Genomic DNA, 22492 nt, shown 5'->3' with positions numbered 1-22492 from the left:
CTGGCAGGGCGGGTGATTGATTAAATGCCATTATTGTAAGCGAAAAGCCCATGTCCGCCGGGGGAAATTCCGCCGCTTTGCGGGATGTTCATTCGTCTCGCACCGCGCGCCACCAGTCGCGTTGCGGCGGTGCGCGGTAATCAAATACCTCGCCAGGCAGCGGCTGGTCTTTGGCGGCGGCAGTAAAGCGCTCAATCGGCTCGCGCCATTCATAACGGTGCAGCGGGAACTTTGCCTGCGGGCGGGGAAAAATAGCCCGCAAGAAAATCGCCCATGCCGGTACGCCGTTCGCTTGCAGTGACGAGCTCAGTCGGCTCCAGATTGACAAAAATTTTGCCATTAAAATGCGGCGATGCCTGAATGCGTTTCAGGCTCACCGCATCGGGTTTGCCGCCGAAAGTTGGATTGAGCCAGACATAAGCGATGCCGACGACAATCAATAAAAGAACAAGAATGAACAGCCATTTAAGCGTGGAAAAAAATACTTCACACCATCTCAAAAAAACAAAAAGGAAAGCCGCCCGTTGCGGGCGGCAAATCATAAAATGCAATCAATGCAGCGCGTCATATGCGCGCGCATCAACCGGCTCAAAAAATTCTGTCTGCCCGGCAGTAATGGCGACATGGCTGAACCAACTGTCTTTTTGCGCGCCGTGCCAATGCCGGATGCCTTTGTGGGTGACAACGACATCGCCCGGATGCAACGCACGCGCCGCCTCTCCCGCCTCCTGATACCAGCCCGCGCCAGCAGTGACAAGCAGAATTTGATAGCCATCGGTATGAATATGCCAGTGATTGCGACAGCCAGGCTCAAAGGTGACGTTGGCGACCGACAGTGGAATATCGGCATCCGCAACCAGCTTGTGCAGATAACTCTGGCCGGTAAAAAATGGCGCATAGGCGTCGTTTTTGTCGCCCCGCGGGAAAATGCCTTGTTGCACGGATTTATTTTGGCTCATGTTTGACTCCTCGTTTTCATCGAATGGCGCCCAATGCCATTCCTGCTTCGGCTTGTCAGCATAACACGCCAGACCAGGATATGACCGGCAAAGGCGAGCCAAATAACCCATAATCGTGCCCTGCGGTGAGGGCATATCTGCTTCCGCGCATCGACTTTGAACCCAAAGCGGGAAATTGCATAAACTGTATGGCGATACTCGCAAAGTTCTGTACAAAACGCGCCGCTAAAGTCAGTACGGCAAAGTGGCGCAATACTGCACAGGGCTTTGTGAGAATTACCCTGCAAATTGACCCGCAACAAGGAATAAACCCATGCCCCTCGATTACGCCGCCCGCAACCCGTTGCCGCTTGACGTCCTCTCCATCCAGTCGCAAGTCGTCTATGGCACCGTCGGCAACAACGCCGCGCTGCCAACGCTTGCCCGGCACGGCATCCGCGCCGCCGCCGTGCCAACCGTGCTCTACTCCAACACCCCGCACTACGACACCATCCACGGCGGCGCCATTCCCGCCGACTGGTTTCGCGGCTACCTTGCCGACCTCGACCGCCGCCGCGCGCTGGATGCTACCCGCGCCATCATCCTCGGCTACCTCGGTAGCGCCGAACAGGCGGACATCCTCGCCGACTGGCTCGACGCCGAAAAAGCACGCCGCCCGCAACTGCACATCAGCATCGACCCGGTACTGGGCGACCACGACAGCGGCCTCTATGTGCGCCCCGAACTCGCCGCCAGCTACCGCGACCGCCTCGCCGCCTGCGCCGACCTCATCACCCCGAACCATTACGAACTCGGCTATTTGAGCGAGCGCCCGACCGACAGCCTCGACGCCACCATCGCCGCCGCACGCAGCCTGCTCGGCACGCGCCTCAATACCGTCATCGTCACCAGCAGCCCCGGCGCTAAAGACGGCGAAATCGCCAACCTCATCATTACCCGCGACGGCGTCGCGCAAAGCCATCACCCGCGCATCGCGAGCGACGTCAAAGGCACTGGCGACGCCTTCCACGCCGCGCTCACCGCCGCCCTGCTGAATGGCGCGCCGCTCAACGATGCGGTGCAGGCGGCGGGCGACTGGGTTGTCGCCGCGCTGCGTTATACCGCTGCCGAAAACAGCGGCGAGCTGCGTTTTCCGCCGCAATGAACAGCGCCATACATGGTGGGGCAAGCCCCACCCTACGCGCGATTGCCTCTTTGCGGCGACAAAAAAACGGGCATCGACGATGCCCGTTGTCCTGTTCAATAGCGCGATGGCATTTGCTCAAACACCATGCTGTGCCGGGTGCTGCGCTGTGGCGCGCGGGTGAAAAAGTCCGTTTTGGCGGGATGCGGATGCGCCTTGTCCGGGACGATGGCGAGGATTTTGCCGCTCAAATGACTGTCGCGGGTTTTCCACGCATCGAGGAACTGCGTGCGGCTCAGGGATACATGACCCAGCGACGGGTCGGCTAGCAGCACGGTCTCGCCGTCAATGCCGTAGAGCACGGAGAAATGGTCGTTGTTGCGGTAGCGCAGATAGACAATCACCGGCGCGCGCAGTTGTTGCAACTGCTCAAAGGAAACAGCATAGCCTTCGGCGCGAAATCCCAGCGACGGCATGATTTTCTGCATATCGGCAAAGGAGGCTTTCCAGGTTTCCTGCGCTTCCTTGCTCAACAGTTCCAGGATTTCTTTTTCACTATAAGTTAGACCGTATTGGCGGTTAAGCAGGGTGGCAATGGATGCCGCGCCGCAGGAGAAATCGTAATCCTGTTTGACGATGCCCGCATCGCGCATCGCCTTCCAGCTTTTAACCGCCGGTTGTTCGGTCAAAATCGCACGGTGTTCCGGGAAAGGCGCTGCGGCGAATGCAAGACTGCTGATTAATATCAAAAATATCCCGTATCGCATGAAATGCTCCAATTATGACCGGTCACTATTTTTTGGAGGAGTAATCAGCAAGAAAAAGGCTGCAAACCATAAAAATGTTCGCAAACTTGGCTGTATGGTCTCATGCCATTCATTCAGTATAAATGAGGCGACAACATAATATATGAATGAAACAACAGTAATAACCAAAAGATAGTATCTTTTCTTGACAGGTTTGGATTTTTCCATGATGTGCATGAGTGTTAGCGGTATCATAAGAAAAATAACATGAATTCCCTCAAATAAAAAAGAGTTCATATAAGCATCACGTTTTCGTAGGTTTGTGGAATTTTATTATCTTGATCTTGATGGGATGTGGTTATCTATGTGAAATTATACAATATTTTGCATATAATTGTATAAAAACGTACTAGTATTAGTAGTGTCATAGGATGTCTAACCAATATAAATGACCGTCTTAAATGATATAAAACGGTCATAGATTAATAGAGGAAATTGATTTTCCTGTAACCTATAATTCTTTCATTACATCAGGATGTAACGATTGTCTTGTATTGGGAGAATTGTAATCCCATATTTGATCGTTGGCTTTTGCCAGCCACCATCCTGCAAGTGTGCCTTCCATTAGACTAGTTATTCTAGCGTATGCACCACCAAATGCTCCAGCAGCACCTGCGCCTATCAAGCCATAAGGGTTAACTTCCTTTCCGGCTGCCATATTATTGTATCCATAATCCAACATTCCTATACCTGCGCCCACCACAATTGCATTGTCTGCAAGTGAAAACGCTCCTTCTGTCTCCTGCATCTCCTGCGGTGAGAGTACGGCGACATCAAAGGATTTGTCGAAGACCTGTTGCTCAATGCTGTCCGCGGCGGCGGTTTGGGCATAGAGCGGGGCGGTGGCGGAAATCCCTGCGATGAGGGCGCTGATTACCAGTTTTTTCATGATTGACTCCATTTCATGTTTACAGATTACATCAGAATCGGTGCTGAAAGCCAAGGGTGGCATTGGCGCCGGTATCTCCGGAGAGATTCCATTGCACATCGGCACTGAGTGATGTTCGGTCTGAAAAGGCATAACCGACGCCGAGGGTGGTGTGGGTGCTGCTTTCAAATGCGTTGGTTTTTTTGCCACGGATGCGGTCGCCCTGTCGTCCTGTCCATTGCAGGCGGGCGTTGAACGAGGTGCGGTCATTGGCGGCAAAAGAGACACCGGGGCGGATGAGCCAGTAGTTGCCGGGGCGGCGTTCGGTGCTGTTGTTGAAGTTGAAGCGGTAGCCGGTGGTGAGGGAGAAAACAACGGGGTCTATTGCCTTGTAGGCCGAGATTCCGGCGAACCATGAGCGGGCGTGGACGTTTTTGCCCCGGATTTTTTCGAGGGCGGAGGTTTCGAGGGTGGCGGTCAGCATGGGGTTTGCGCCATCGCGCAATACGACCTGATTGACGCCGAGGACTATGTCCGACAGTTCGTTATGGTTGCGGGTAAAGCGTGCGTTGTCGTCGCTGTAGCGGTTTTGCCGCCACAGTGCGCCGACGCCGGTGTAGATTTCGGTATTGGCGCTCAGGCCGTACTGGAGGTTGAGGTGGGTATAGAGGACGTCGCTGTTTGAGCGCCCGTTGCGCAGGCGTCCGGGGATTTCGATGGTGGTGTTTTGCGGGGTGAGAAGGTAAGTGGATGCGCCCTGGCTGTGAATGTCCGAGCTGCTGTTGTAGTAAGTCAGGGATGCGCCGATTTTGAGGCGGTTTTGGGTGGGGGCGATGCCTTCCAGGCTGAGCGGCAGGTCGGCGTGAGCGTTTGCGGCGAGAAGAAGGAAGGGGAGGACAAATCCGTTTTTGCGTTTCATGCGATGCTCCAAATGAGATTGACCGCATCTTAACGTTGATTTTTTTTTTTTGTCAATGGGTTATTATTTTATTATTTGCAATCAGCGGGTTGCGCTGTCTTTTGCGTGGTGTTTTGCAGGCGCGCATTAAAAAACGGGCATCTTGCGATGCCCGTTTTTGTTGCCGTGGCGGTTTCAGAGGCAAACCAGTTTGCCGTCTTTCAGCACGCCTTCCTGCGCGTCATAAAGCACTTGCGCGCTGTGCGAGAGGGCAACGCTTTCGTCTTTGTTCAGCGGCGGCATCAGGGTTTCCAAGATGCCTTTGCGACCCACGAGGCGCGGCAGCGACAGGCAGACTTCGTCAAACGGGCTGTCGCCAGAGACGGTGAAGACGGCGTGGCGGTCGTTGATGATGGCATCGGCGAGGCTGTTCACCGCGATGCCGATGCCGTAATAGGTAGCGTGTTTGCCGGCGATGATGGCGAGCGCGGCGTTGCGCACGTCGTAGGCGATGGCTTCCTTGATTTTGTCGTCCCACGGGATTTGCCGCTCGCTCATGAAGGTGGCGACCGGCATCCCGGCGATGAGCGCGCCGCTCCAGCACATCACGGAGGAGTCGCCGTGTTCGCCCATGACGTAGGAGTGGACGTAGCGCGCATTGACCCCGGCACGTTCGCCGATGAGCTGGCGGAAGCGGGCGCTGTCAAGGATGGTGCCGGAGCCCATCACCAGCGACGGGTTCGGGTGCAGCGCGCGGGCGATGCTGGTCATGATGTCCACCGGGTTGGAGACAAGCAGCACGACCGCATCGGGTGCGGCCTGGACGACTTGCGGCACGATGCTGGCGAGGATGGCGGCGTTGCGCGCCAGCAGGTTCAGCCGCGATTCGCCCGGTTTTTGGTTGGAGCCGGCGGCGATGACGACCAGCACGGCACCGGTGAGGTCTTTGTAGTCGCCCGCGTAGGCACGCACGCCTTTGGCGAGCGGCGCGCCGTGGGCGATGTCGGCGGCTTCGGCCTTGGCGCGCGGTTCGTCGCGGTCAATCAGCACGATTTCGCTACAGGTGCCGTTGAGCATCATTGCGTATGCGGCGGTGGCGCCGACGAATCCGGCGCCGATGATTCCTACTTTTGCCATGGGTTTCTCCTGTTTGTGGGTTGGAAGGATTTGTTTTGCTGGATGGGTTTAAGGGTTGCGGCAGTGGGCTCAGACGAGGTTCTGCACCTGTTCCCGCATTTGTTCGATAAGGACTTTGAGCTCGACCGATGCCTGGCTCTGCGCGTTGTCGCCCGCCTTGGAGCCGAGCGTGTTCGCTTCGCGGTTAAATTCCTGCATGAGGAAATCGAGACGGCGACCAATCGCGCCCTGCTGTTGCAGGGTTTTGCGCGCCTCCTCGATGTGGAAGCGCAGCCGGTCCAGCTCTTCCTGCACGTCCATTTTGGACAGGATTTGCGACAGCGCCTGCCCGGCAATAGCGGGATCGGCCTCAAATTGCAGCGCACGCAGGCGCTCCTGCATGATGGCGGCGGTTTTTTCCTGCAACTGCGGCAGTCCGGCGACCACACCGTCCAGCACCGCGCTCATGCTGTCCAGCCGCGCACCCAGCACGGCGGCAATCGCTTCGCCTTCACGCGCACGCATGGCGATGAAATCGGTGAGTGCGGCGTCAAAGAGGCGCAGTACGGCGGCATCCAGTGCGTCTTCGCTGTTGTATTCACGCACCAGCACGCCGGGTAGGGCGAGCAGGTCGCTCCAGCCGGGCGCACCCAGATTCGCCTGCGGGTCGGCGGCGGCGAACTTGTCCAGCCAGGCGGTGAGCGCATTGGCATCTAACCGCTGCGCGTTGCCCTCGCCCATGTTCTCGACGAATATCCAGATTTCCACCTTGCCGCGCGCGACCGCCGCCTGCAGGCGCTCGCGAATCGCGCCTTCCAGATGGCGCAGCGTGTCGCCCATCTTTACCTGGATTTCAAGGAAGCGGTGATTCACCGATTTCAATTCCACACTGATGCGCCATTGCGCGTTTTCTTCGGTGGCGCGGGCGAAGGCGGTCATACTCTGTCGCATGGGCAATGTCCCTGTAAGAAAGTCGGGCGCATGATACGCCCTTTTGCCGGAAAACACAGCGCGCACCCCTTATAATGCGCGGCCTGCCCACATTAACTCACAAGGAATCATCATGCGCGCCAGCAACCGCCGTCCCGACCAGCTCCGCCCCGTCAGCATCGAACGCGGCATCAACAAATACGCCGAAGGCTCGGCACTCATCCGCTGCGGCGACACCCACGTCCTCTGCACCGCCAGCGTCGAAGAAAAAGTACCGCCCTTCCTCCGTGGCAAGGGACAAGGCTGGGTGACCGCCGAATACGGGATGCTGCCGCGCGCCACGCATGAGCGCACCGTGCGCGAATCCGCGCGGGGCAAACAGCAGGGGCGCACCGTGGAAATCCAGCGCCTGATTGGCCGCTCGCTGCGCGCGGTGGTCGATCTCGCCGCACTCGGCGACCGCGCAATAACGATTGACTGCGACGTGCTACAAGCCGATGGCGGCACGCGCACCGCCGCGATTAGCGGCGGCTTTGTCGCTTTGGCGGATGCCATCCGCACCCTGATTCAGCAGGGACGGCTGAAACAAAACCCGCTGCACGGCCAGCTCGCTGCCGTCTCCGTCGGCGTGTATCGCGGCACGCCGCTGTTGGATTTGGAATACGCCGAAGACAGCGAAGCCGAGACCGACATGAACATCGTGATGAACGACGGCGGCGCGTTTATCGAAATCCAGGGCACTGCCGAAGGCCACGCCTTCCGCCACGACGAAATGCAGGCGATGCTGGCGCTGGCCGACAAGGGCATCCGCGAAATCATGCAGGTGCAGAAACAGGCGCTGGGGCTATAACCCCTTTCGGGCACACAACCGCAGACAAATTCAAAAAAGGGGACAAACCCGACAGCCACCGATACTTATTATATGGCCATACACCTAAAGCCTCAGGACAAGGCACCGCGACGAAGCGTACACCTTTGTACGGCGAGGAGATACAACGCCGTATGAGGCTTTAAGGGAATGGCGATAAAGTCATCCTGAACACCATGCCCCCCATCCTCACCACCCTCAAAACCCTGCCCGCGCGCTACTGGAGTAACAGCGCCGCCGCGCTCATCAGCCTCTATTTCGGCGCGAGCTTCGTCCATGGCGTCCTCTGGCGCGGTGAAGTCCACCTCGTGCCGTGGCTGCTGGCGCTCATGACCAGCCTGGCGCTTGCCGCCCTGCCCTGGCTGTGGCTGCGCTATCACGCGCACATCCTCTGCAGCCACGCCAAACCGCCGACCATCCACGAGCAGACCCTCGCCCGCGCCCACGCCGACCTCGCCGCGCTGCGCGAAAACGCGGTGCAATACCGCAACCGTGCCGATGGCGAGCGCATCGGTCTGTTGCTCGAACAACTCTGCAACCACAGCGAAACCTACCTCGAAAGCCTGCGCGGCGACGACGACAAAATCCGCGCCAACCGCCCGCTGCTCACCGTGTACCTGCCCGAACTGGTGTACATCAGCCTGCTCTACCTGCAACTGCCTGCGAGCGAGCTGGGCGAACACAACCGCCGCCAACTGCTGCAACTCATCCACGACACCCACGACCACATCCAGTACGGCCACCAGCACCAGCGCGCCCGCACCCTGCGCGACCTCGAAACCCGGATGGAAGTCCTGCGCGACCGTCTCGACAGCCGCCCGCCGCAAGCCAAAACCTGACAAAACCGTTATAATCGCGCGACTTGCAACCCACCCCCGACCGCCCATGACCTTCCCCCGCGCCCTCGGTCTGCTGCTGCTTGCCAGCGCCATTTTCCTCCCCGCCTGCATGAGCCTGTTCCGCTGATGAACCTCGAAGACGCCCAAAAAAAACTCAAACAACAATACCTCGCCCTGCGCGGTGTCGGCCTGTACGTGCTGCAACTGCCGCTGTGGCTCGCCCTGCCGGTGAACCTCCTGCGCGGCAAACTGCTGGGCGTCGCAACCGCTGCCGTTGCCATCGGCCTGCTCAGCTACGCCGCCCGCCTCACCCAACAGCATTACCGCTCGCGCAGCGCCAACCTCGCCCGCAGCGGCCTCGACCAGGCCGACAACGACTACCGCCCCTACGCCCTCGCCTACACCGCGCTTGCCGCCGCCAGCATCACCTTCAGCGTCCGCCCCGGCATTGCCTTTGCCCTGACCAGCGCGCTACTCGCCGCCGCCGGTTACTACCTCGCCTACCTCCACAACAGCGCCCCCGCCGACGCCTACCAGGCACCGCCGCGCCACATCCCCGGCCACCTCAACGCCACCCTGCGCGAAATGTTGAGCGGCGGCTTTGATGCCATCGAAACCCTCGAACAACACGCCAACCGCCTGAAAAACTACGCCGACGAAGCGGACATCGCCGCCCAACTCGAAAAAATCACCGCCCAGGCGCGCGGCATCATCGCCCACATCGGCGAAGAACCCGAACGCATCCGCGCCGCGCGTAGCTTCCTCGTCGTCCACCTGCACGAACTGCGCCGCATCAGCGCCGCCTACCTCGCCGACATCGGCAACCCCGATCACGGTCGCCAACAACAAAACTTCCACACCCTGCTCGCCGATAGCGAACACAGCTTCAGCGCGCAACAACTGCAACTCGGCAGCGCCCAACAAGAACACCTCGACACCCAAATCCAGGTCCTGCGCGACCAACTCAACACGGGAAACAAACCATGAACGACAGCACCCGCACCGAACTCGCCCCCACCAATACCGCCACCAGCACCCTGCCCGCTCACCTCGAACCGGCGCGCGTCCAGCAACTCGCACAAACGCTGAACATCACCGACACCAACAGCATCCTCAACTTCGGCGCGGCCGCGCAAAAACAGCTCACCACCGTCGCCGATACCATGCTGACCGACATCAAAAGCGAAGACGCGGGCAAAGCAGGCGAACTGCTCGCCAACATGGTCGGGCTGCTGCGCGGCTTCCAGGGCGCGGAACTCAAAGTGCAAGAAAAACCGTCGCTCTTTGCCCGCCTCCTCGGCAAAGCCAAACCGCTCGCCAGCTTCCTGCAAAAATTCGACACCATCAGCGAACAACTCGACCAAATCAGCAACGCCCTCGAAGCACACAAACAAAAACTGCTGGTGGACATCAAATCGCTGGACAAACTTTATGATGCCAACCTCGACTACTACCGCGAACTCGAATACCACATCGCCGCCGCCGAAACCGTCCTCGCCGAGGCCGACCAGACCACCCTGCCCGCGCTGGTGAAGGCCGCCGAAGACGGCGAAATGGAAAGCGCGCAGCGCCTGCGCGACGCGCAAATGCAGCGCGACGAACTCGACCGCCGCCTGCACGACCTGCGGCTGACCAAACAAGTCTCGATGCAGGCACTGCCAAGCATCCGCATGGTTCAAGAAAACAACAAAGGACTCGTCAGCAAAATCAACACCACCCTGGTCAACACCGTACCGCTGTGGCGGCAACAACTCGCCCAATCCATCGCCATCTACCGCTCCGGCGAAGCGGCGACCGCACTCAAACAAAGCAGCGATCTCACCAACGAACTGCTCACCAGCAACGCCGAAAACCTCAAACTCGCCAACCGCGAAAGCCGCACCCAGTTGGAGCGCGGCGTCTTCGACATTGACGCCGTGGAAAAAGCCAACCAGATGCTGATCGAGACCATCGAAGAAAGCATCCAAATCCACGAAGCCGGACGCCAACAGCGCGCCGAGGCCACCGCCAAACTTGAAGCCGCCGAAGAAGCGCTCAAACAAAGCCTCAAAGCCGCCGCGCAAAAACCCGGAGGCCCGGCATGATCAAAAACCTCATCGCCCGCCTGCTCGCCAGCCTCAAACCCGACAAACTTGGCCTGCAACCGCGCACCCTGCGCGCCCGCTTCGTGCCGGACAGCCTCATCGCGCACCACAGCCAGCACAACCTGCTCGAACGCAGTACCCTGCACATCGAACCGGGACAAATCGCCTACCTCATCATCAACGAACAATACACCGCTGCCAACGAACCCGGCGACTACCCGCTTGACCCGGACAACATCCCGCAAGCCGAAACCGCCGACATCCTCTACCTCAACCTGGACGCGAGCGCCAGTCGCCTTTGGCAAAGCATCTACCAACCGTCGCAACGCCGCCTCGACCAGCCGCTCACCGGCAGCTACACCATCAGCATCCGCGACCCGGACACCCTCTGCCGCATCCTCATCGAAAACCAGACCCTTGACCTCGACGACGACTACCTCGACCAAACCCTGAGCTACCACATCGACCAAACCCTCATCCACGAACAAATCAGCGCGGACGACATCGACCACCAGACCGAAGCCCTGCAAAACTTCCTCAAGGCGCGCCTGCGACCACAACTCGCCCAACTCGGCCTGACCCTGCACGACCTGCGCATCGCCCGCCGCACCCCAAGTGCACCGCCGCAAAGCACACATCCCGCGCGCCCGGCTGCCGCCAGCGCCGCCCCGGCCTACGCCCGCGAAAACACGGAGACAACAGCCCCCGCGCCGCCCGCCATCACCACCGCCAAAAACGACGCGCCGCGCCCGCCGCTCGGCCAGGACAAAATCTTCTACCGCGTCCACCACGGCCAGCAAATTGGGCCGCTGAGCGCAATTGACGTCCAAAAACTCATCGACGAAGGCCAAATCCTGATGAAAGACCTGCTCTGGCAAAAAGGCATGACCGCCTGGCTGCCCGCCGACGCCTTCAACCTCTTCAACTGGGACTGAACCACAAGGAAACCACCATGCCCGGACGCAACCTGACAGCTACCGCCCAAACCGCCGAATCCCCTGCCCAAAGCCACCCCGCCCACCGAACTGCCCCCTCCCCCGTGGGGGAGGGTTGGGGTGGGGGCAGCAAACCATCCGCGTCAGCGACCGCACATAAAACGAATGGTCAACAGCCCCCAGTATCTACTGCCCGGCTATCCGCTTACCTGCACGTTACCCAATCGCCCACCCAAAAGACTCCCTCCCCCTGTGGGCGGGCACCCATGAAAAATGCGAACGCATTTTTCATGGGATCCGGCGGAGGGTTGGGGTGGGGTTTGTCCGCATACCTCGCCGCCCAATCGGCAACTACCATCCTTTCCAAACTCGCCGCCTGCCTCCTCCTCGCCTGCGCCGCCCTCCACCCGGCACAAGCACAAGACGCCACCGCCGGCCTCTACATCTGCCCGGCGCCCGGCGGCATGAACAACATTGTCAGCAAGCCGACGGGCGACAACTGCCGCCCCTACCAAAAAGGCGCACTCAGCGGCAGCAACCCCGCCCCGGCGACTGCCGCTCCCGCGCCCAAAACCGAAAACAAGGCACCCACCGCCCCCCCGGCCAGCAAGCAAAACAAACCCGCCGCCAAAACCGACACCCGCAAAGACACCAACCAGGGCGGCTTCACCTGGGACGAAAACGACGAACCCGCCGCCAAAAGCAGCGAAAAAACCCCGGCGCCCCAACCCGCCGCCCCGCCGCCGCTGTTCCCGCCCGCGCCGAACTACAGCAGTAACCCGCGCGGTGGCGGCCAATACTACCGCGACCTGGCCCTCCGTCCCGGCAAACCGGGCAGCGCCGCCGCAGCCGTGCCGCAAACCGCTGCGCCACAAGCCGCACCCGCCCCGGCGGACGACGAAAAAACCATCGCCACCGTCACCCCGGCAGGCACGCAAATCTGGGTCTGCCCGCAACTGGACGGCACGCCGACCATCATCGAAACCGCGACTCCGCCGCAGGGCAATTGTCAGCCGCTGGGGCGCAAAGGCGGCGAAGTCTCCGCCCCGGCCCTGCCCGCGCCGAACCGCGGCAAACCGCTGGTCGGCTTCACCCCCGGCGACAACGAAGAAATCGCGCAGGACATCTACAAATGCTTCAACAACGACGGCCTGCCCAACTTCGTCCCCGCCAACAAACGCGGCAACTACCGCCACTGCACCTTCTTCTCCCGCTCCTACAGCGGCGCCAAACAAGAATTTCGCCAACAGGCGACGCAAAGCCAAAACCTCGAAGCCCTTGCCATCGCAGGCGTACAAAAAAATGCCAAACAGGCAGTAAGCGGCGGCCCTGGCCTGCAATGCACCGGTGCGGGCAGCATCCAGTTCAACGGCGAGACGCGCGAATTCAACTGCGCCACCCGCTCCTTTGACTACACCCCCGGCACCAGCGGCGGCGAAGCGCGCCTCGGCAACCAGCAAACCAGCATCGCCGCGCACAACCTCGACTACCTCAACACCCAGGGCAGTTGCGGCGGCACCGTCACCAGCGAAAACGGCCGCGTCTTCCACCTTGAGCCGACCAAAGACTGCCCGCAGTCCTACGTCATCGAAGCCGAACGCCTCGCCGCAAAAATCCGCAACGAACTCAACATCAACGTCAGCGGCGCCTTCCGCGAACGCCAGCGCAACCTGAGCGCACAAGTGAACCAAATTGCGGCAGAAGTCGGCATCGAACCACACTTCGTCCACGCCATCATCTCCGCCGAATCCGCCTACAAACCGGGCGCACGCTCGCACGCCGGCGCGATGGGCCTGATGCAGCTCATGCCCGGTACCGCGCGCCGCTTTGGCGTCAGCGACGCTTACAACACCGGGCAAAACATCCGCGGTGGCGCGACCTACCTCAAATGGCTGCTCAACGAATTTGGCGGCGATATGCAGCTGGCGGCAGCGGGCTACAACGCGGGCGAAGGCAACGTCAAAAAATACGGCAACAAAATCCCGCCGTTCATCGAAACCCGCGCCTACGTGCCGAAAGTCATGGAATACTACCGCCGCTACAAGGCGAACCCGTCCGAGATCGGCCTATGACACGGCATAAAAAGCACCCCCTCCCCCTGTGGGCGGGCAGCGCCGCTGTTCCCCCCTCCCCCTGTGGGGGTGGGGACGGGGGTGGGGTTAATTCATGCCACCCCGATACGCGTTTAACCCACCACACGCTGCACCCTGACGCGCCGCCCACGCTCCCCGCACCGAACCACCCCCTCCCCCTGTGGGCGGGCAGCGCCGCTGTTCCCCCCTCCCCCTGTGGGGGTGGGGACGGGGGTGGGGTTAATTCATGCCACCCCGATACGCGTTTAACCCACCACACGCTGCGCCCTGACGCGCCACCCCCGCTTCGTGCACCAAACAGCCCCCTCCCCCTGTGGGGGAGGGCTGGGGTGGGGGCAGCAAGTACACCCGCTTGCGACAAAACCCTTGCTTCCCAAACAGCCCGCGCATCGGACGACAACCCGTCCCCAATCCCCGCACCGAACCACCCCCTCCCCTGCGAAGCGGGGGAGGGATGGGGAGGGGGTGTAAAAACCCGCGCAGCGACCACAGCCCTCGCCCTCGCCCTCGCCTTCCTCGCCCTCGCCCTGCCCGCGCACGGCAAAAGCTGCGGCACCGTCGTTTACAAAGGCAAAAAAACCAACATCGCCTGCAGCGTTGCCCTGCCCAACGGCAAAGCCAAGACCCCGCCGCCGAAACCGGCGAACACCCTCATCCCGCCGATCCAGCTTCCCGGCGACCCGCCGCCCGCGCCGGTTGCCCCCGCAGCCGCGCCCGCAACCGCGGAGCCTGTCGCCACCGGCCAATGCTACGCGACACTCACCATCAACGGACAAAAACGCCGCATCCAGCAACATTGCCCGCTGCTGCCGCTCACCCTGGCGCCGGTGCGCATCGCTGAGCCCAGCGGCGACTTCAAAACCCGACAAGAACAACACAAGGCACTCATCAACCAACTCGCCGCCAAATACCAAATCGACCCCGCCCTCGTCCACGCCGTCATCAGCGTCGAATCCGGCTACAACAGCAACGCCGTCTCCGGCAAGGGCGCAGTCGGGCTGATGCAGCTCATGCCCGGCACCGCGGGCGACATGAACGTCGCCGACCCCTACAACCCGGCGAACAACCTCGAAGGCGGCATCAAATACCTGAGCCAACAACTGGCGCGCTTCCAGAACACCGAACAGGCGCTCGCCGCCTACAACGCCGGGCCGCAAAGCCTCTTGCGCTACCGCGGCCAAATCCCGCCTTACCAGGAAACGCGCCAATACATCCAGCGCGTCATGCACTACAAAAACCGCTACCAGAACGACTGGCAGCAGCACATCAAATAGGAACCCCATGAACAAAATCCTCATGAGCCTCGCCCTCGCCTTCGGCATTCCCGCCCACGCCGAAGAAAACATCCTTGACGCCGAAACCGCCATCAAAAACGGCGCGCCGCTCGCAGCCTACCAGCACCTCGCGCCGCACCCGCTCTACCCCTACCTCGAAGCGCAGGCGTATCGCGACAACCTCGCCACCACCCCGACCGCAACCCTCGTCGCCTTCCTGAAAAAATACCCGAACGACCCCTTCAGCACCGCGCTCGCCAAACAGGCATACCCGCTGTGGGCGGCGGGCGGCGACAACGACGCCATCATCCAGAGCTACAGCCCCGGCTTTGCCGACGAAGCACTCGAATGCCAATACCGCCTGGCGCTGTTGAACCGCGGCAAAACCCGCGAAGCCACCCAGGGCAGCGACAAACTGTGGGAAAGCGAAAAAAGCCTCAGCGCCGAATGCAACACCCTCTACGACCGCCTCGCCCACAGCGGCCACATCAAACCGGCGCAACACGCCGAACGCTTCCGCCTGGCGATGGCGAACAACAACCGCCTCATCGCCTCCTACCTCGCGGGCAACCTGCAAGGCGCCGCCGCCCAAGCCGCACAAACCTGGCTCGACATCGACCAGAACACCCTGCCGATAGAAAGCGCTTACAGCCTCAGCGACCCCGACTGGCGCAGCGCCCTGCTCGCGCAACAACTGGGCAAACGCCTGAAAAAAGACCCCGTCGCCATCGCCCAGGCGACCACCGCCGCCAGCATGGGCTACATCAGCCGTCCCAAAGACGCGGGCAAACTCTACAACCCGCTGGTACGCAAACTGGCGCAGGCCGACGACCCAAGCACCCTCACCCTGTGGGACGCCATCCCGGCGGGCGAACACGAAGACAACACCACCTACGACCTCATCGCCTACGAACTGCGCCGTGGCGACTGGCGCGGCCTGCCCGCCCACCTCGGCAAACTCGACAAAGAAGCGCAAAACAAAGCCGAAATCCAATACTGGATAGCCAAAGCGCTGGAAAAAAGCGGCGACCGCGCCGGTGCCGACAGCCACTACCGCCGCGCCGCCGGCCAACGCGACTTCTACGGCTTCCTCGCCGCCGAAAAACTCGGCGTCGCGCCCAGCTACCACGACCGTCCGGTCAGCCGCGACCGCCACTACGCCGCCGTTGTCGGCCGTCCCGCCGCCTACCGCGCGCGCATCTTTCGCAACCTTGGCGACGACGCCCGCGCCAGCCAGGAATGGCAAGCCCTGCTGAAAACCCTCACCCCTGCCGAAAGCGCACAGGCCGCCCTCTACGCCAGCGAAATCGGCTGGGGCGTGCAAGCCGTCACCACCCTCGGCAAAAGCAAAAACTACGACGCCCTCGCGCTGCGCTTCCCCACCGCCTACGAAACCCGCGTGCGCCAACTGGCGCGCCAGCACGGCATCAGCCCCGCCAAAATCTTTGCCATCATCCGCAAAGAAAGCATCTTCCAGCCGGCGATAGCCTCGAAGGCGGGCGCCATCGGCCTGATGCAAATCATGCCCGCCACCGCGAGCCACACCGCCAGCAAAAACGGCATCCCCTACAGCGGCAAATGGCAACTGACCGAACCCGACACCAACCTCGAAATCGGCAGCCAATACCTCACCGACCGCCTGAACGAATTTGGCCACCTCGCCTACGCCGCGGCGGCGTACAACGCCGGGCCCTCGCGGGTAAACCAATGGCGGGCAGAAAACCCCGGCCTGCCGCTGGACGAATGGATCGCGCAAATCCCGTTTACCGAAACCCGCGACTACGTCAAGCGCGTGCTCGAATACGAAAAAGTGTACGAATACCGCCTCAACCTGCCGCCCTCCAGCTACGCCAGCGGCGGCGTCCGCCTGTGGTAACCAACCCGTAGGGTGGGGCTTGCCCCACCATAACCCCCTGTCATGTCCTCCCACATGAACCGCGAACACCACCCCCAACGCAGCCTTGCCCGCAACCTCCTCGCGGGCATCCCGGTTCTGCTGCTGCTCGCCCTGCAAGGCTACATCGTCGGCAGACACGACGGCCTGACGCTGCTGCTCATCCTGATTACCGCCCTGTTCATCTGGTACATGACCGCCTCGCTCTGGTACAGCAAGCGGCAACTCCTCAACATCTACCTCAAAGAACAATCCTTCCTGCAACGCCTCATCAAAAAACGCAACACCCCGTGGCAAATCCTCGTCTGCACCCTCCTCTCGCTGCTGCTGAGCATCCTCTTTACCATCACCGCCAAAGGCATCATCCTCGCCCACGGCTACACCATCCTCCTCGTCCCCCTCTACCTCTACAACACCGCCAGTAACCTCATCCGCCGCGAAAACCCAATCGCGCATCCCGCCATCCTCGAAAACCACCTGAACGAAAACCTCGCCCGCCACGGCATCCTGCTCATCAACATCTTCATCCCGGCATTACTGCTGAACCTCCTGCTCACCCTGCTCTTCAGCGGCTACGACACCGCCGAATTCATGACCACCAACATCAACTTTGAAAACTTCATCGACTACGCCGAAGCCGACAGCATCATGGCGAACGGCCACAACCCCTACGGCAGAAAAATCGTCAACGCCTTCCTCCTGCTCGATAACCTGCGCATCGCGCTCGGCAAATTCATCGCACAAGAGCTCTTTCACATCCACAGCTACTGGCTGTTTTACCTCATCATTGCCATCTCCAACTTCATGAAGCTGATGTTCTTCTCCTGGGCATACATCCTGCTCTGCCTCGGCTTTGAAAAACTCCTGCCGCCCTGCCGCGCCCCCCACCCCGACACGGAAGAAAACCCATGAAAGCACTCACCAAACTCATCGCCCTGGTTGGCCTCGCCTTCGGCGCCAAAATCGGCTGGGACCACGGCGGCAAAGACATGGCACAAAGCGCCGCCTACGACTTCGCCGAAGACAAATTCAAAGGCCGGGCGCAACAACAAATCAAACACTTGCGCAAAGAACTCGCCAAAAAAGACGCCTACATCACAGAGCTCAACCAGCAACTCAAACAACTGACCCTGGAAAACGAAAAACTGCAACAATACCGGCAAGAAGCCGAAAAGAAAAAAGACAGCCTGCACCGAATGTTTGGAGAAGACGAACAAAAATAACCCCGCCGTGCCAATCATCCCGCCGATTCGCTCCCTCCCCTGCAGGGTGCGACAGCACCCGCAGCGGGGGAGGGTTGGGAAGGGGGTGAGCAATATTATTGATGAGCCGAAATTCCAATTTTTCACCCGCAAACACCAAACAAATTCCCGGAACACCTGCAAAAAACAACCACCACCGAATTACCGGCAGTCCCCTGCCCTTCACCAACCCCCTAACCCGCAAAAAACCATGAGTACCCGCAAAACCCTCGCCCTTACCGCCCTCGCCCTGTTCCTCGCCACCTGCAGCAGCAACAAACCGCGCCCCGACATCACCCTCGAAAGCGAACAGCCGGATACCGACATCGCCCTGCCTGCCGCCAGCCACAACAGCCAGCTCAAACTGCCGATTGGCAACCACTGGAACACCTGGCAATGCCGCGAAGGCACCTTCGACACCCGCTACCCGGACAGCAGCAAACGCACCCTGCAACTGCGCTACATGAGCGGCGAACACACCCTCGAACAGCGCCCCGGCGACAACCCCGCCACCTACGAAAACGGCCAAATCGCCTTCCATAGCGACGGCCAGAACGCCGTCCTCTCCCGCCCCGCCTCCGCCACCATCCTCCTCAGCGGTTGCCGCCCGTAAAACAAGCCCGCCACCCCGGCGGGCTTCTTAACAGACGGTGCAGCAACCGAAGCAGACACCCGCGCAAACGCGATTTCCTATAATCAAGGCACCAACATCCACGGAGCCTCCCATGAAAAACCTCACACACGCCATCCTTATCGCCCTTGCCGTCGCCACGACCGCGCCGCTGCCCGCCTTTGCCGACCACGGCAGCCGTGCCGAAGCGCCACTGCCGCACCAATTACAACGGCGGCTGCTCGCCCTCAAGGACGTGAACGGCAAGCCCGCCGCCGCTTACCTTGAAGCAGACAAACCGACCCTCATCAAATACTGGGCGAGCTGGTGCCCGCTCTGCCTCGCCACCCTTGCCGAAACCCAAGAATGGCGCAGCGACCCGGCCTTTGCCGGCATCAACCTCATCACCATCGCCTCGCCCGGCTACCTCGGCGAAAACGACGAAGCCGCCTTTAGCGAATGGTATCGTGGCCTCGATTACCCCAACCTGCCCGTACTGGTGAACAGCGGCGGCGACATCGCCCGCGACACCGGCGTCGCCGTCTATCCCAGCTGGGCGCTGCTGGACAAAAACGGCAACGTCATCCGCGTCATCAAAGGCCATCTCGCGCGCGAACAGGCGTTGGCGCTACTGAAAAACCCGCAGGCGGAGCTCGCCCAGCCCGCGCAAAAATTCTACAAACCCGAAGCCAAAGGAGCGAAAACCATGAACAGCAAAACCATCTACCTCGCCGGCGGCTGCTTCTGGGGACTGGAAGCGTACTTTGAGCGCGTCCCCGGCGTGCTGGACGCCGTCTCCGGCTACGCCAACGGCAAAACCGCAAACCCCAGCTACGAAGACGTCTCGCACCGTGGCACCGGCCACGCCGAAACCGTGAAAGTCACCTACGACCCCGAACGCATCAGCCTCGCCGACCTCTTGCGCTACTACTTCCGCGTGGTCAACCCGACCAGCCTTAACCAGCAGGGCAACGACCGTGGCGTGCAGTACCGCAGCGGCGTTTACTACACCGACCCGGCGGAGCGCGCCACCATCGCCGCCGCCTTCGCCGAAGAACAAAAAAAACACACCAAACCGCTGGTAGTTGAAAACGAACCGCTCGCGGGCTTCTACGAAGCAGAGGAATACCACCAGGATTACCTCGCGAAAAACCCGAACGGCTACTGCCACATTGACATCCGCAAGGCGGACATCCCGCTGGAAAAACCCGCTGCCGCCGCGCCCGCCAAAACCGACGCCAACGGCGAACCGGAAATTGACGCCAGCAAATACCACAAACCCGACGCCGCCGCGCTGAAAGAAAAACTGGACGCGCAGGCGTATGAAGTCACGCAACACAGCGCCACCGAACGCGCCTTCAGCCACGAATACGACCACCTCTTTGCGCCGGGCATCTACGTCGATGTCGTCAGCGGCGAACCGCTGTTCAGCTCCGCCGACAAATACAACTCCGGCTGCGGCTGGCCGAGCTTCACCAAGCCGATTAACCGCGCGGTTGTCACCGAACACGACGACACCAGCTTCAATATGCACCGCACCGAAGTGCGGAGCCGCGTCGCCGACACCCACCTCGGCCACGTCTTCCCCGACGGTCCGAAAGACAAAGGCGGGCTGCGCTACTGCATCAACGGCGCCAGCCTGAAATTCATCCCGCTCGCCGAGATGGCGCAGGCGGGCTACGGTGATTTGATAGAGACCGTACAAAAAGGCGGCAAACCGCAATAACCGCAGAAAAAAATCCCGCCCCGTGCGGGATTTTTTACCACCGCGCATTGCTTCATAATGCCGCGCTTTCGCATCCCTACCTCAAGGAAAACCGCATGGCATTACTGCTGACCGCACAAGATTTATCGCTCGCCTTCGGCTGGCGGCCGCTGCTCGACCACGTCAATTTCTCGCTGGAAAGCGGCGAACGCGTCGCCCTGCTGGGACGCAACGGCGAAGGCAAATCCACCCTGTTGAACGTCTTGCGCGGCGCGCAAGCGCCCGACGACGGCGAACTGCGCCTGACCGAAGGCGTGCGCGTCGCCTACCTGCCGCAAGACCCGCCCGCCGCCGATGCGCGCACGGTGCGCGAAGTGGTGCGCGACGGCCTGGCGGAAACGGCAGCGCTGGTCGCGCGTTACCAAGAACTGCTCGCCAACCACACCGACAGCGACGCGGAAACCCTCGCCCAACTGGAAGCGCAAGTCGCCGCCGCCGACGGCTGGCAACTGGAAAACCGCATCGACGGCATCCTGCAGCGCTTCGCCCTCGACGGCGCGGCGCGCATGGCCGACCTCTCTGGCGGCTGGCGGCGGCGCGTCTGGCTGGCGCGGGTGCTGGTCGCCAAACCGGACGTGTTGCTGCTCGATGAACCCACCAACCACCTCGACATGGGCGCCATCGTCTGGCTGGAAGGCCTGCTGAACAACTTCGGCGGCGCCGTCGTCTTCGTTACCCACGACCGCGCCTTCCTCGAAAAAGTCGCCAACCGCATCTGGGAACTCGACCGCGGCCGCTTGCTCGACGTCAAAAGCGACTACCGCCGCTTCCTCCGCACCCGCGACGAAATGCAGCACGCCGAAGCCGAAGCCAACGCGCGCTTCGACAAAAAACTCGCCGAAGAAGAAGTCTGGATACGTCAGGGCATCAAAGCGCGGCGCACCCGCAACGAAGGCCGCGTGCGCGCGCTGAAAGAAATGCGGGCAGAACGCGCCGCACGCATCGAACGCCAGGGCAAAACCAGCCTGCAAGTCGATGTTGGCGAGCGCAGCGGGCGACAAGTCATCGTCGCCGACCGCTTGAGCTTCACCCACCCCGGCGGCGCGCCGCTCATTACCAACTTCAGCGACATCATCGAACGCGGCGAAAAAATCGGATTAGTCGGCGCGAACGGCGCGGGCAAAACCACCCTGCTGCGCCTGCTGCTCGGCGACCTTGCGCCCACTGGCGGCAAACTCAAACACGGCACCAAACTCGAAGTCGCCTACTTCGATCAACTGCGCGCGCAGCTTGACCCGGAAGAAACCCTGCGCGACAGCGTCGGCGCCGGGCGCGACTACGTCGAAATCGGCGGCAGCCGCAAACACATCGCCGCCTACCTGCAAGACTTCCTCTTCCCGCCCGAACGCTGGCGCACCCCGGTCGGCGCACTCTCCGGCGGCGAACGCGCGCGACTCTTGCTCGCCCGCCTCTTTGCCCAACCGGCAAACGTACTCGTGCTGGACGAACCGACCAACGATCTGGACATCGAAACCCTCGAACTGCTCGAAGAAGTGCTGGCGGACTACCCCGGCACCGTACTGCTCGTCAGCCACGACCGCGCCTTCCTGGACGCCGTTGTCACCCGCCTCTGGGTTTTCAACGCACAAAAAAACCGCATCGAACAAACCGTCGGCGGCTTTGCCGACTGGCTCAACCAGGGCGGCGACATCGCCCAACTCGAACCCGCCGCCGAACCCGCACCCGCGCCGGAAAAACCCGCCGCGCCCGCCGCGCTAGTTGCCGAGAAAAAGACGGGCAAACTCTCCTACAAATACCAGCGCGAACTGGAAGCGCTGCCGGGACAGATAGAGGCGGCAGAGACAGAAGTCGCCCACCTCACCGATGCCGTACAACAGCCGGATTTCTACCAGCGCCCGCCGGCCGAACAACAGGCGGCCTTTGTCGAACTGGAAGCGGCGCAACAAACGCTGGACGCGCTGATGGAGCGTTGGATGCAACTGGAAGAGGGGGCGGTATGAGCCGCTTTTCCCCGTGTGTGTCGCGGTGGCGAGAAACTCGGCGCGTAGGTACCACTCGGCGCGTAGGGGCGGTTAGCACGCAGTGCGTAACCGCCCACTGCAATAACCGGACAGCCCGCAGGTTGGGTTAGCGCGCAGCGCGTAACCCAACAACGGGAGATGTTCGGTATTCAGATTGGGTGGTGTCCTAAAATGTATGCTGCCTCAAACAAATCCGTAGTTGATATA

At 61.1% G+C, this 22492-nt stretch carries 21 protein-coding genes; 14 read left to right on the top strand and 7 right to left on the bottom strand.

The genetic code is table 11. The features are described 5' to 3' along the window. Window positions 1-209: 209 nt before the first annotated feature. Window positions 210-542, bottom strand: a complete 333-nt coding sequence (locus ACO54Z_RS02590) for a hypothetical protein (RefSeq protein ID WP_485995613.1) — start codon at window positions 540-542, stop codon at window positions 210-212. A gap of 9 nt (window positions 543-551) precedes the next feature. Next, window positions 552-959: a cupin domain-containing protein gene (locus tag ACO54Z_RS02585; protein ID WP_366916263.1), complete on the bottom strand. Its 408-nt coding sequence runs from the start codon at window positions 957-959 to the stop codon at window positions 552-554. Between the two features lie 313 nt (window positions 960-1272). On the opposite strand from ACO54Z_RS02585, the gene pdxK reads away from it, so the two are divergent. Then, window positions 1273-2103: a pyridoxine/pyridoxal/pyridoxamine kinase gene (pdxK, locus tag ACO54Z_RS02580; RefSeq protein ID WP_485995612.1), complete on the top strand. Its 831-nt coding sequence runs from the start codon at window positions 1273-1275 to the stop codon at window positions 2101-2103. 95 nt (window positions 2104-2198) lie between these two features. Here the strand turns inward: pdxK and ACO54Z_RS02575 are convergent, their stop codons facing one another. The 5 genes from ACO54Z_RS02575 to ACO54Z_RS02555 form a co-directional block, all read right to left on the bottom strand. After that, window positions 2199-2861: a C39 family peptidase gene (locus tag ACO54Z_RS02575; protein WP_485995611.1), complete on the bottom strand. Its 663-nt coding sequence runs from the start codon at window positions 2859-2861 to the stop codon at window positions 2199-2201. A 478-nt stretch (window positions 2862-3339) separates the two neighbouring features. Further along, window positions 3340-3777 carry a hypothetical protein gene (locus ACO54Z_RS02570; protein WP_485995610.1) on the bottom strand — a complete coding sequence of 146 codons (438 nt, stop codon included), beginning with the start codon at window positions 3775-3777 and terminating at the stop codon, window positions 3340-3342. A gap of 31 nt (window positions 3778-3808) precedes the next feature. Then, the gene (locus ACO54Z_RS02565; RefSeq protein WP_485995609.1) at window positions 3809-4675 is read right to left on the bottom strand and encodes a meta-pathway of phenol degradation family protein; all 867 of its coding nucleotides are present in this window, start codon (window positions 4673-4675) and stop codon (window positions 3809-3811) included. Window positions 4676-4849: 174 nt separating this feature from the next. Beyond that, entirely contained in the window at window positions 4850-5791 is a 942-nt protein-coding gene (locus tag ACO54Z_RS02560; protein WP_485995608.1) for an L-lactate dehydrogenase, read from the bottom strand. 69 nt (window positions 5792-5860) lie between these two features. Further along, entirely contained in the window at window positions 5861-6721 is an 861-nt protein-coding gene (locus ACO54Z_RS02555) for a YicC/YloC family endoribonuclease (protein ID WP_485995607.1), read from the bottom strand. Window positions 6722-6833: 112 nt separating this feature from the next. On the opposite strand from ACO54Z_RS02555, the gene rph reads away from it, so the two are divergent. The 13 genes from rph to ACO54Z_RS02490 all read left to right on the top strand — a co-directional run bounded on the left by rph (window position 6834) and on the right by ACO54Z_RS02490 (window position 22264). Next, window positions 6834-7550, top strand: a complete 717-nt coding sequence (gene rph, locus ACO54Z_RS02550; RefSeq protein WP_485995606.1) for a ribonuclease PH — start codon at window positions 6834-6836, stop codon at window positions 7548-7550. A 194-nt stretch (window positions 7551-7744) separates the two neighbouring features. Beyond that, on the top strand, window positions 7745-8407 hold the full coding sequence (locus ACO54Z_RS02545) for a hypothetical protein (RefSeq protein ID WP_485995605.1): 663 nt from the start codon (window positions 7745-7747) through the stop codon (window positions 8405-8407). 126 nt (window positions 8408-8533) lie between these two features. Continuing rightward, window positions 8534-9394 carry a 5-bromo-4-chloroindolyl phosphate hydrolysis family protein gene (locus ACO54Z_RS02540; RefSeq protein ID WP_485995604.1) on the top strand — a complete coding sequence of 287 codons (861 nt, stop codon included), beginning with the start codon at window positions 8534-8536 and terminating at the stop codon, window positions 9392-9394. Continuing rightward, window positions 9391-10491, top strand: coding sequence for a toxic anion resistance protein (locus tag ACO54Z_RS02535; RefSeq protein ID WP_485995603.1), 1101 nt, complete (start codon window positions 9391-9393; stop codon window positions 10489-10491). Before ACO54Z_RS02540 ends, ACO54Z_RS02535 begins: the two co-directional genes overlap by 4 nt. Continuing rightward, entirely contained in the window at window positions 10488-11426 is a 939-nt protein-coding gene (locus ACO54Z_RS02530) for a DUF4339 domain-containing protein (protein ID WP_485995602.1), read from the top strand. Before ACO54Z_RS02535 ends, ACO54Z_RS02530 begins: the two co-directional genes overlap by 4 nt. A 320-nt stretch (window positions 11427-11746) precedes the next feature. After that, a complete protein-coding gene (locus ACO54Z_RS02525; protein WP_485995601.1) occupies window positions 11747-13498 on the top strand; it encodes a lytic transglycosylase domain-containing protein in 1752 nt (583 codons plus the stop codon). Between the two features lie 350 nt (window positions 13499-13848). Next, window positions 13849-14793, top strand: a complete 945-nt coding sequence (locus tag ACO54Z_RS02520) for a lytic transglycosylase domain-containing protein (RefSeq protein ID WP_485995600.1) — start codon at window positions 13849-13851, stop codon at window positions 14791-14793. A 7-nt stretch (window positions 14794-14800) separates the two neighbouring features. Next, entirely contained in the window at window positions 14801-16669 is a 1869-nt protein-coding gene (locus ACO54Z_RS02515; protein ID WP_485995599.1) for a transglycosylase SLT domain-containing protein, read from the top strand. Between the two features lie 54 nt (window positions 16670-16723). Continuing rightward, window positions 16724-17599 (top strand): hypothetical protein, encoded by an 876-nt coding sequence (locus tag ACO54Z_RS02510; protein ID WP_485995598.1) that lies wholly within the window; start codon window positions 16724-16726, stop codon window positions 17597-17599. Then, window positions 17596-17910: a hypothetical protein gene (locus ACO54Z_RS02505; RefSeq protein ID WP_485995597.1), complete on the top strand. Its 315-nt coding sequence runs from the start codon at window positions 17596-17598 to the stop codon at window positions 17908-17910. Before ACO54Z_RS02510 ends, ACO54Z_RS02505 begins: the two co-directional genes overlap by 4 nt. A 229-nt stretch (window positions 17911-18139) precedes the next feature. Then, window positions 18140-18541: an MliC family protein gene (locus ACO54Z_RS02500; protein ID WP_298080246.1), complete on the top strand. Its 402-nt coding sequence runs from the start codon at window positions 18140-18142 to the stop codon at window positions 18539-18541. Between the two features lie 112 nt (window positions 18542-18653). Then, a complete protein-coding gene (gene msrAB, locus ACO54Z_RS02495) occupies window positions 18654-20264 on the top strand; it encodes a bifunctional peptide-methionine (S)-S-oxide reductase MsrA/peptide-methionine (R)-S-oxide reductase MsrB (RefSeq protein ID WP_485995596.1) in 1611 nt (536 codons plus the stop codon). Window positions 20265-20359: 95 nt separating this feature from the next. After that, window positions 20360-22264 (top strand): ATP-binding cassette domain-containing protein, encoded by a 1905-nt coding sequence (locus ACO54Z_RS02490; RefSeq protein WP_485995595.1) that lies wholly within the window; start codon window positions 20360-20362, stop codon window positions 22262-22264. Window positions 22265-22492: the final 228 nt, after the last annotated feature.

The organism is Cardiobacterium sp. (assembly GCF_057314735.1).
The sequence above is the reverse complement of the archived record's forward strand: the minus strand, read 5'-3'. Positions and strand labels throughout refer to the sequence as shown.

Excerpts from the sequence above, each read along its gene's own strand:
- ACO54Z_RS02590 (WP_485995613.1), bottom strand. The coding sequence starts at position 542 with ATGATTTGCCGCCCGCAACGGGCGGCTTTCCTTTTTGTTTTTTTGAGA.
- ACO54Z_RS02585 (WP_366916263.1), bottom strand. The coding sequence starts at position 959 with ATGAGCCAAAATAAATCCGTGCAACAAGGCATTTTCCCGCGGGGCGAC.
- pdxK (WP_485995612.1), top strand. The coding sequence starts at position 1,273 with ATGCCCCTCGATTACGCCGCCCGCAACCCGTTGCCGCTTGACGTCCTC.
- ACO54Z_RS02570 (WP_485995610.1), bottom strand. The coding sequence starts at position 3,777 with ATGAAAAAACTGGTAATCAGCGCCCTCATCGCAGGGATTTCCGCCACC.
- ACO54Z_RS02565 (WP_485995609.1), bottom strand. The coding sequence starts at position 4,675 with ATGAAACGCAAAAACGGATTTGTCCTCCCCTTCCTTCTTCTCGCCGCA.
- ACO54Z_RS02560 (WP_485995608.1), bottom strand. The coding sequence starts at position 5,791 with ATGGCAAAAGTAGGAATCATCGGCGCCGGATTCGTCGGCGCCACCGCC.
- ACO54Z_RS02555 (WP_485995607.1), bottom strand. The coding sequence starts at position 6,721 with ATGCGACAGAGTATGACCGCCTTCGCCCGCGCCACCGAAGAAAACGCG.
- rph (WP_485995606.1), top strand. The coding sequence starts at position 6,834 with ATGCGCGCCAGCAACCGCCGTCCCGACCAGCTCCGCCCCGTCAGCATC.
- ACO54Z_RS02545 (WP_485995605.1), top strand. The coding sequence starts at position 7,745 with ATGCCCCCCATCCTCACCACCCTCAAAACCCTGCCCGCGCGCTACTGG.
- ACO54Z_RS02540 (WP_485995604.1), top strand. The coding sequence starts at position 8,534 with ATGAACCTCGAAGACGCCCAAAAAAAACTCAAACAACAATACCTCGCC.
- ACO54Z_RS02535 (WP_485995603.1), top strand. The coding sequence starts at position 9,391 with ATGAACGACAGCACCCGCACCGAACTCGCCCCCACCAATACCGCCACC.
- ACO54Z_RS02530 (WP_485995602.1), top strand. The coding sequence starts at position 10,488 with ATGATCAAAAACCTCATCGCCCGCCTGCTCGCCAGCCTCAAACCCGAC.
- ACO54Z_RS02515 (WP_485995599.1), top strand. The coding sequence starts at position 14,801 with ATGAACAAAATCCTCATGAGCCTCGCCCTCGCCTTCGGCATTCCCGCC.
- ACO54Z_RS02510 (WP_485995598.1), top strand. The coding sequence starts at position 16,724 with ATGAACCGCGAACACCACCCCCAACGCAGCCTTGCCCGCAACCTCCTC.
- ACO54Z_RS02505 (WP_485995597.1), top strand. The coding sequence starts at position 17,596 with ATGAAAGCACTCACCAAACTCATCGCCCTGGTTGGCCTCGCCTTCGGC.
- ACO54Z_RS02500 (WP_298080246.1), top strand. The coding sequence starts at position 18,140 with ATGAGTACCCGCAAAACCCTCGCCCTTACCGCCCTCGCCCTGTTCCTC.
- msrAB (WP_485995596.1), top strand. The coding sequence starts at position 18,654 with ATGAAAAACCTCACACACGCCATCCTTATCGCCCTTGCCGTCGCCACG.
- ACO54Z_RS02490 (WP_485995595.1), top strand. The coding sequence starts at position 20,360 with ATGGCATTACTGCTGACCGCACAAGATTTATCGCTCGCCTTCGGCTGG.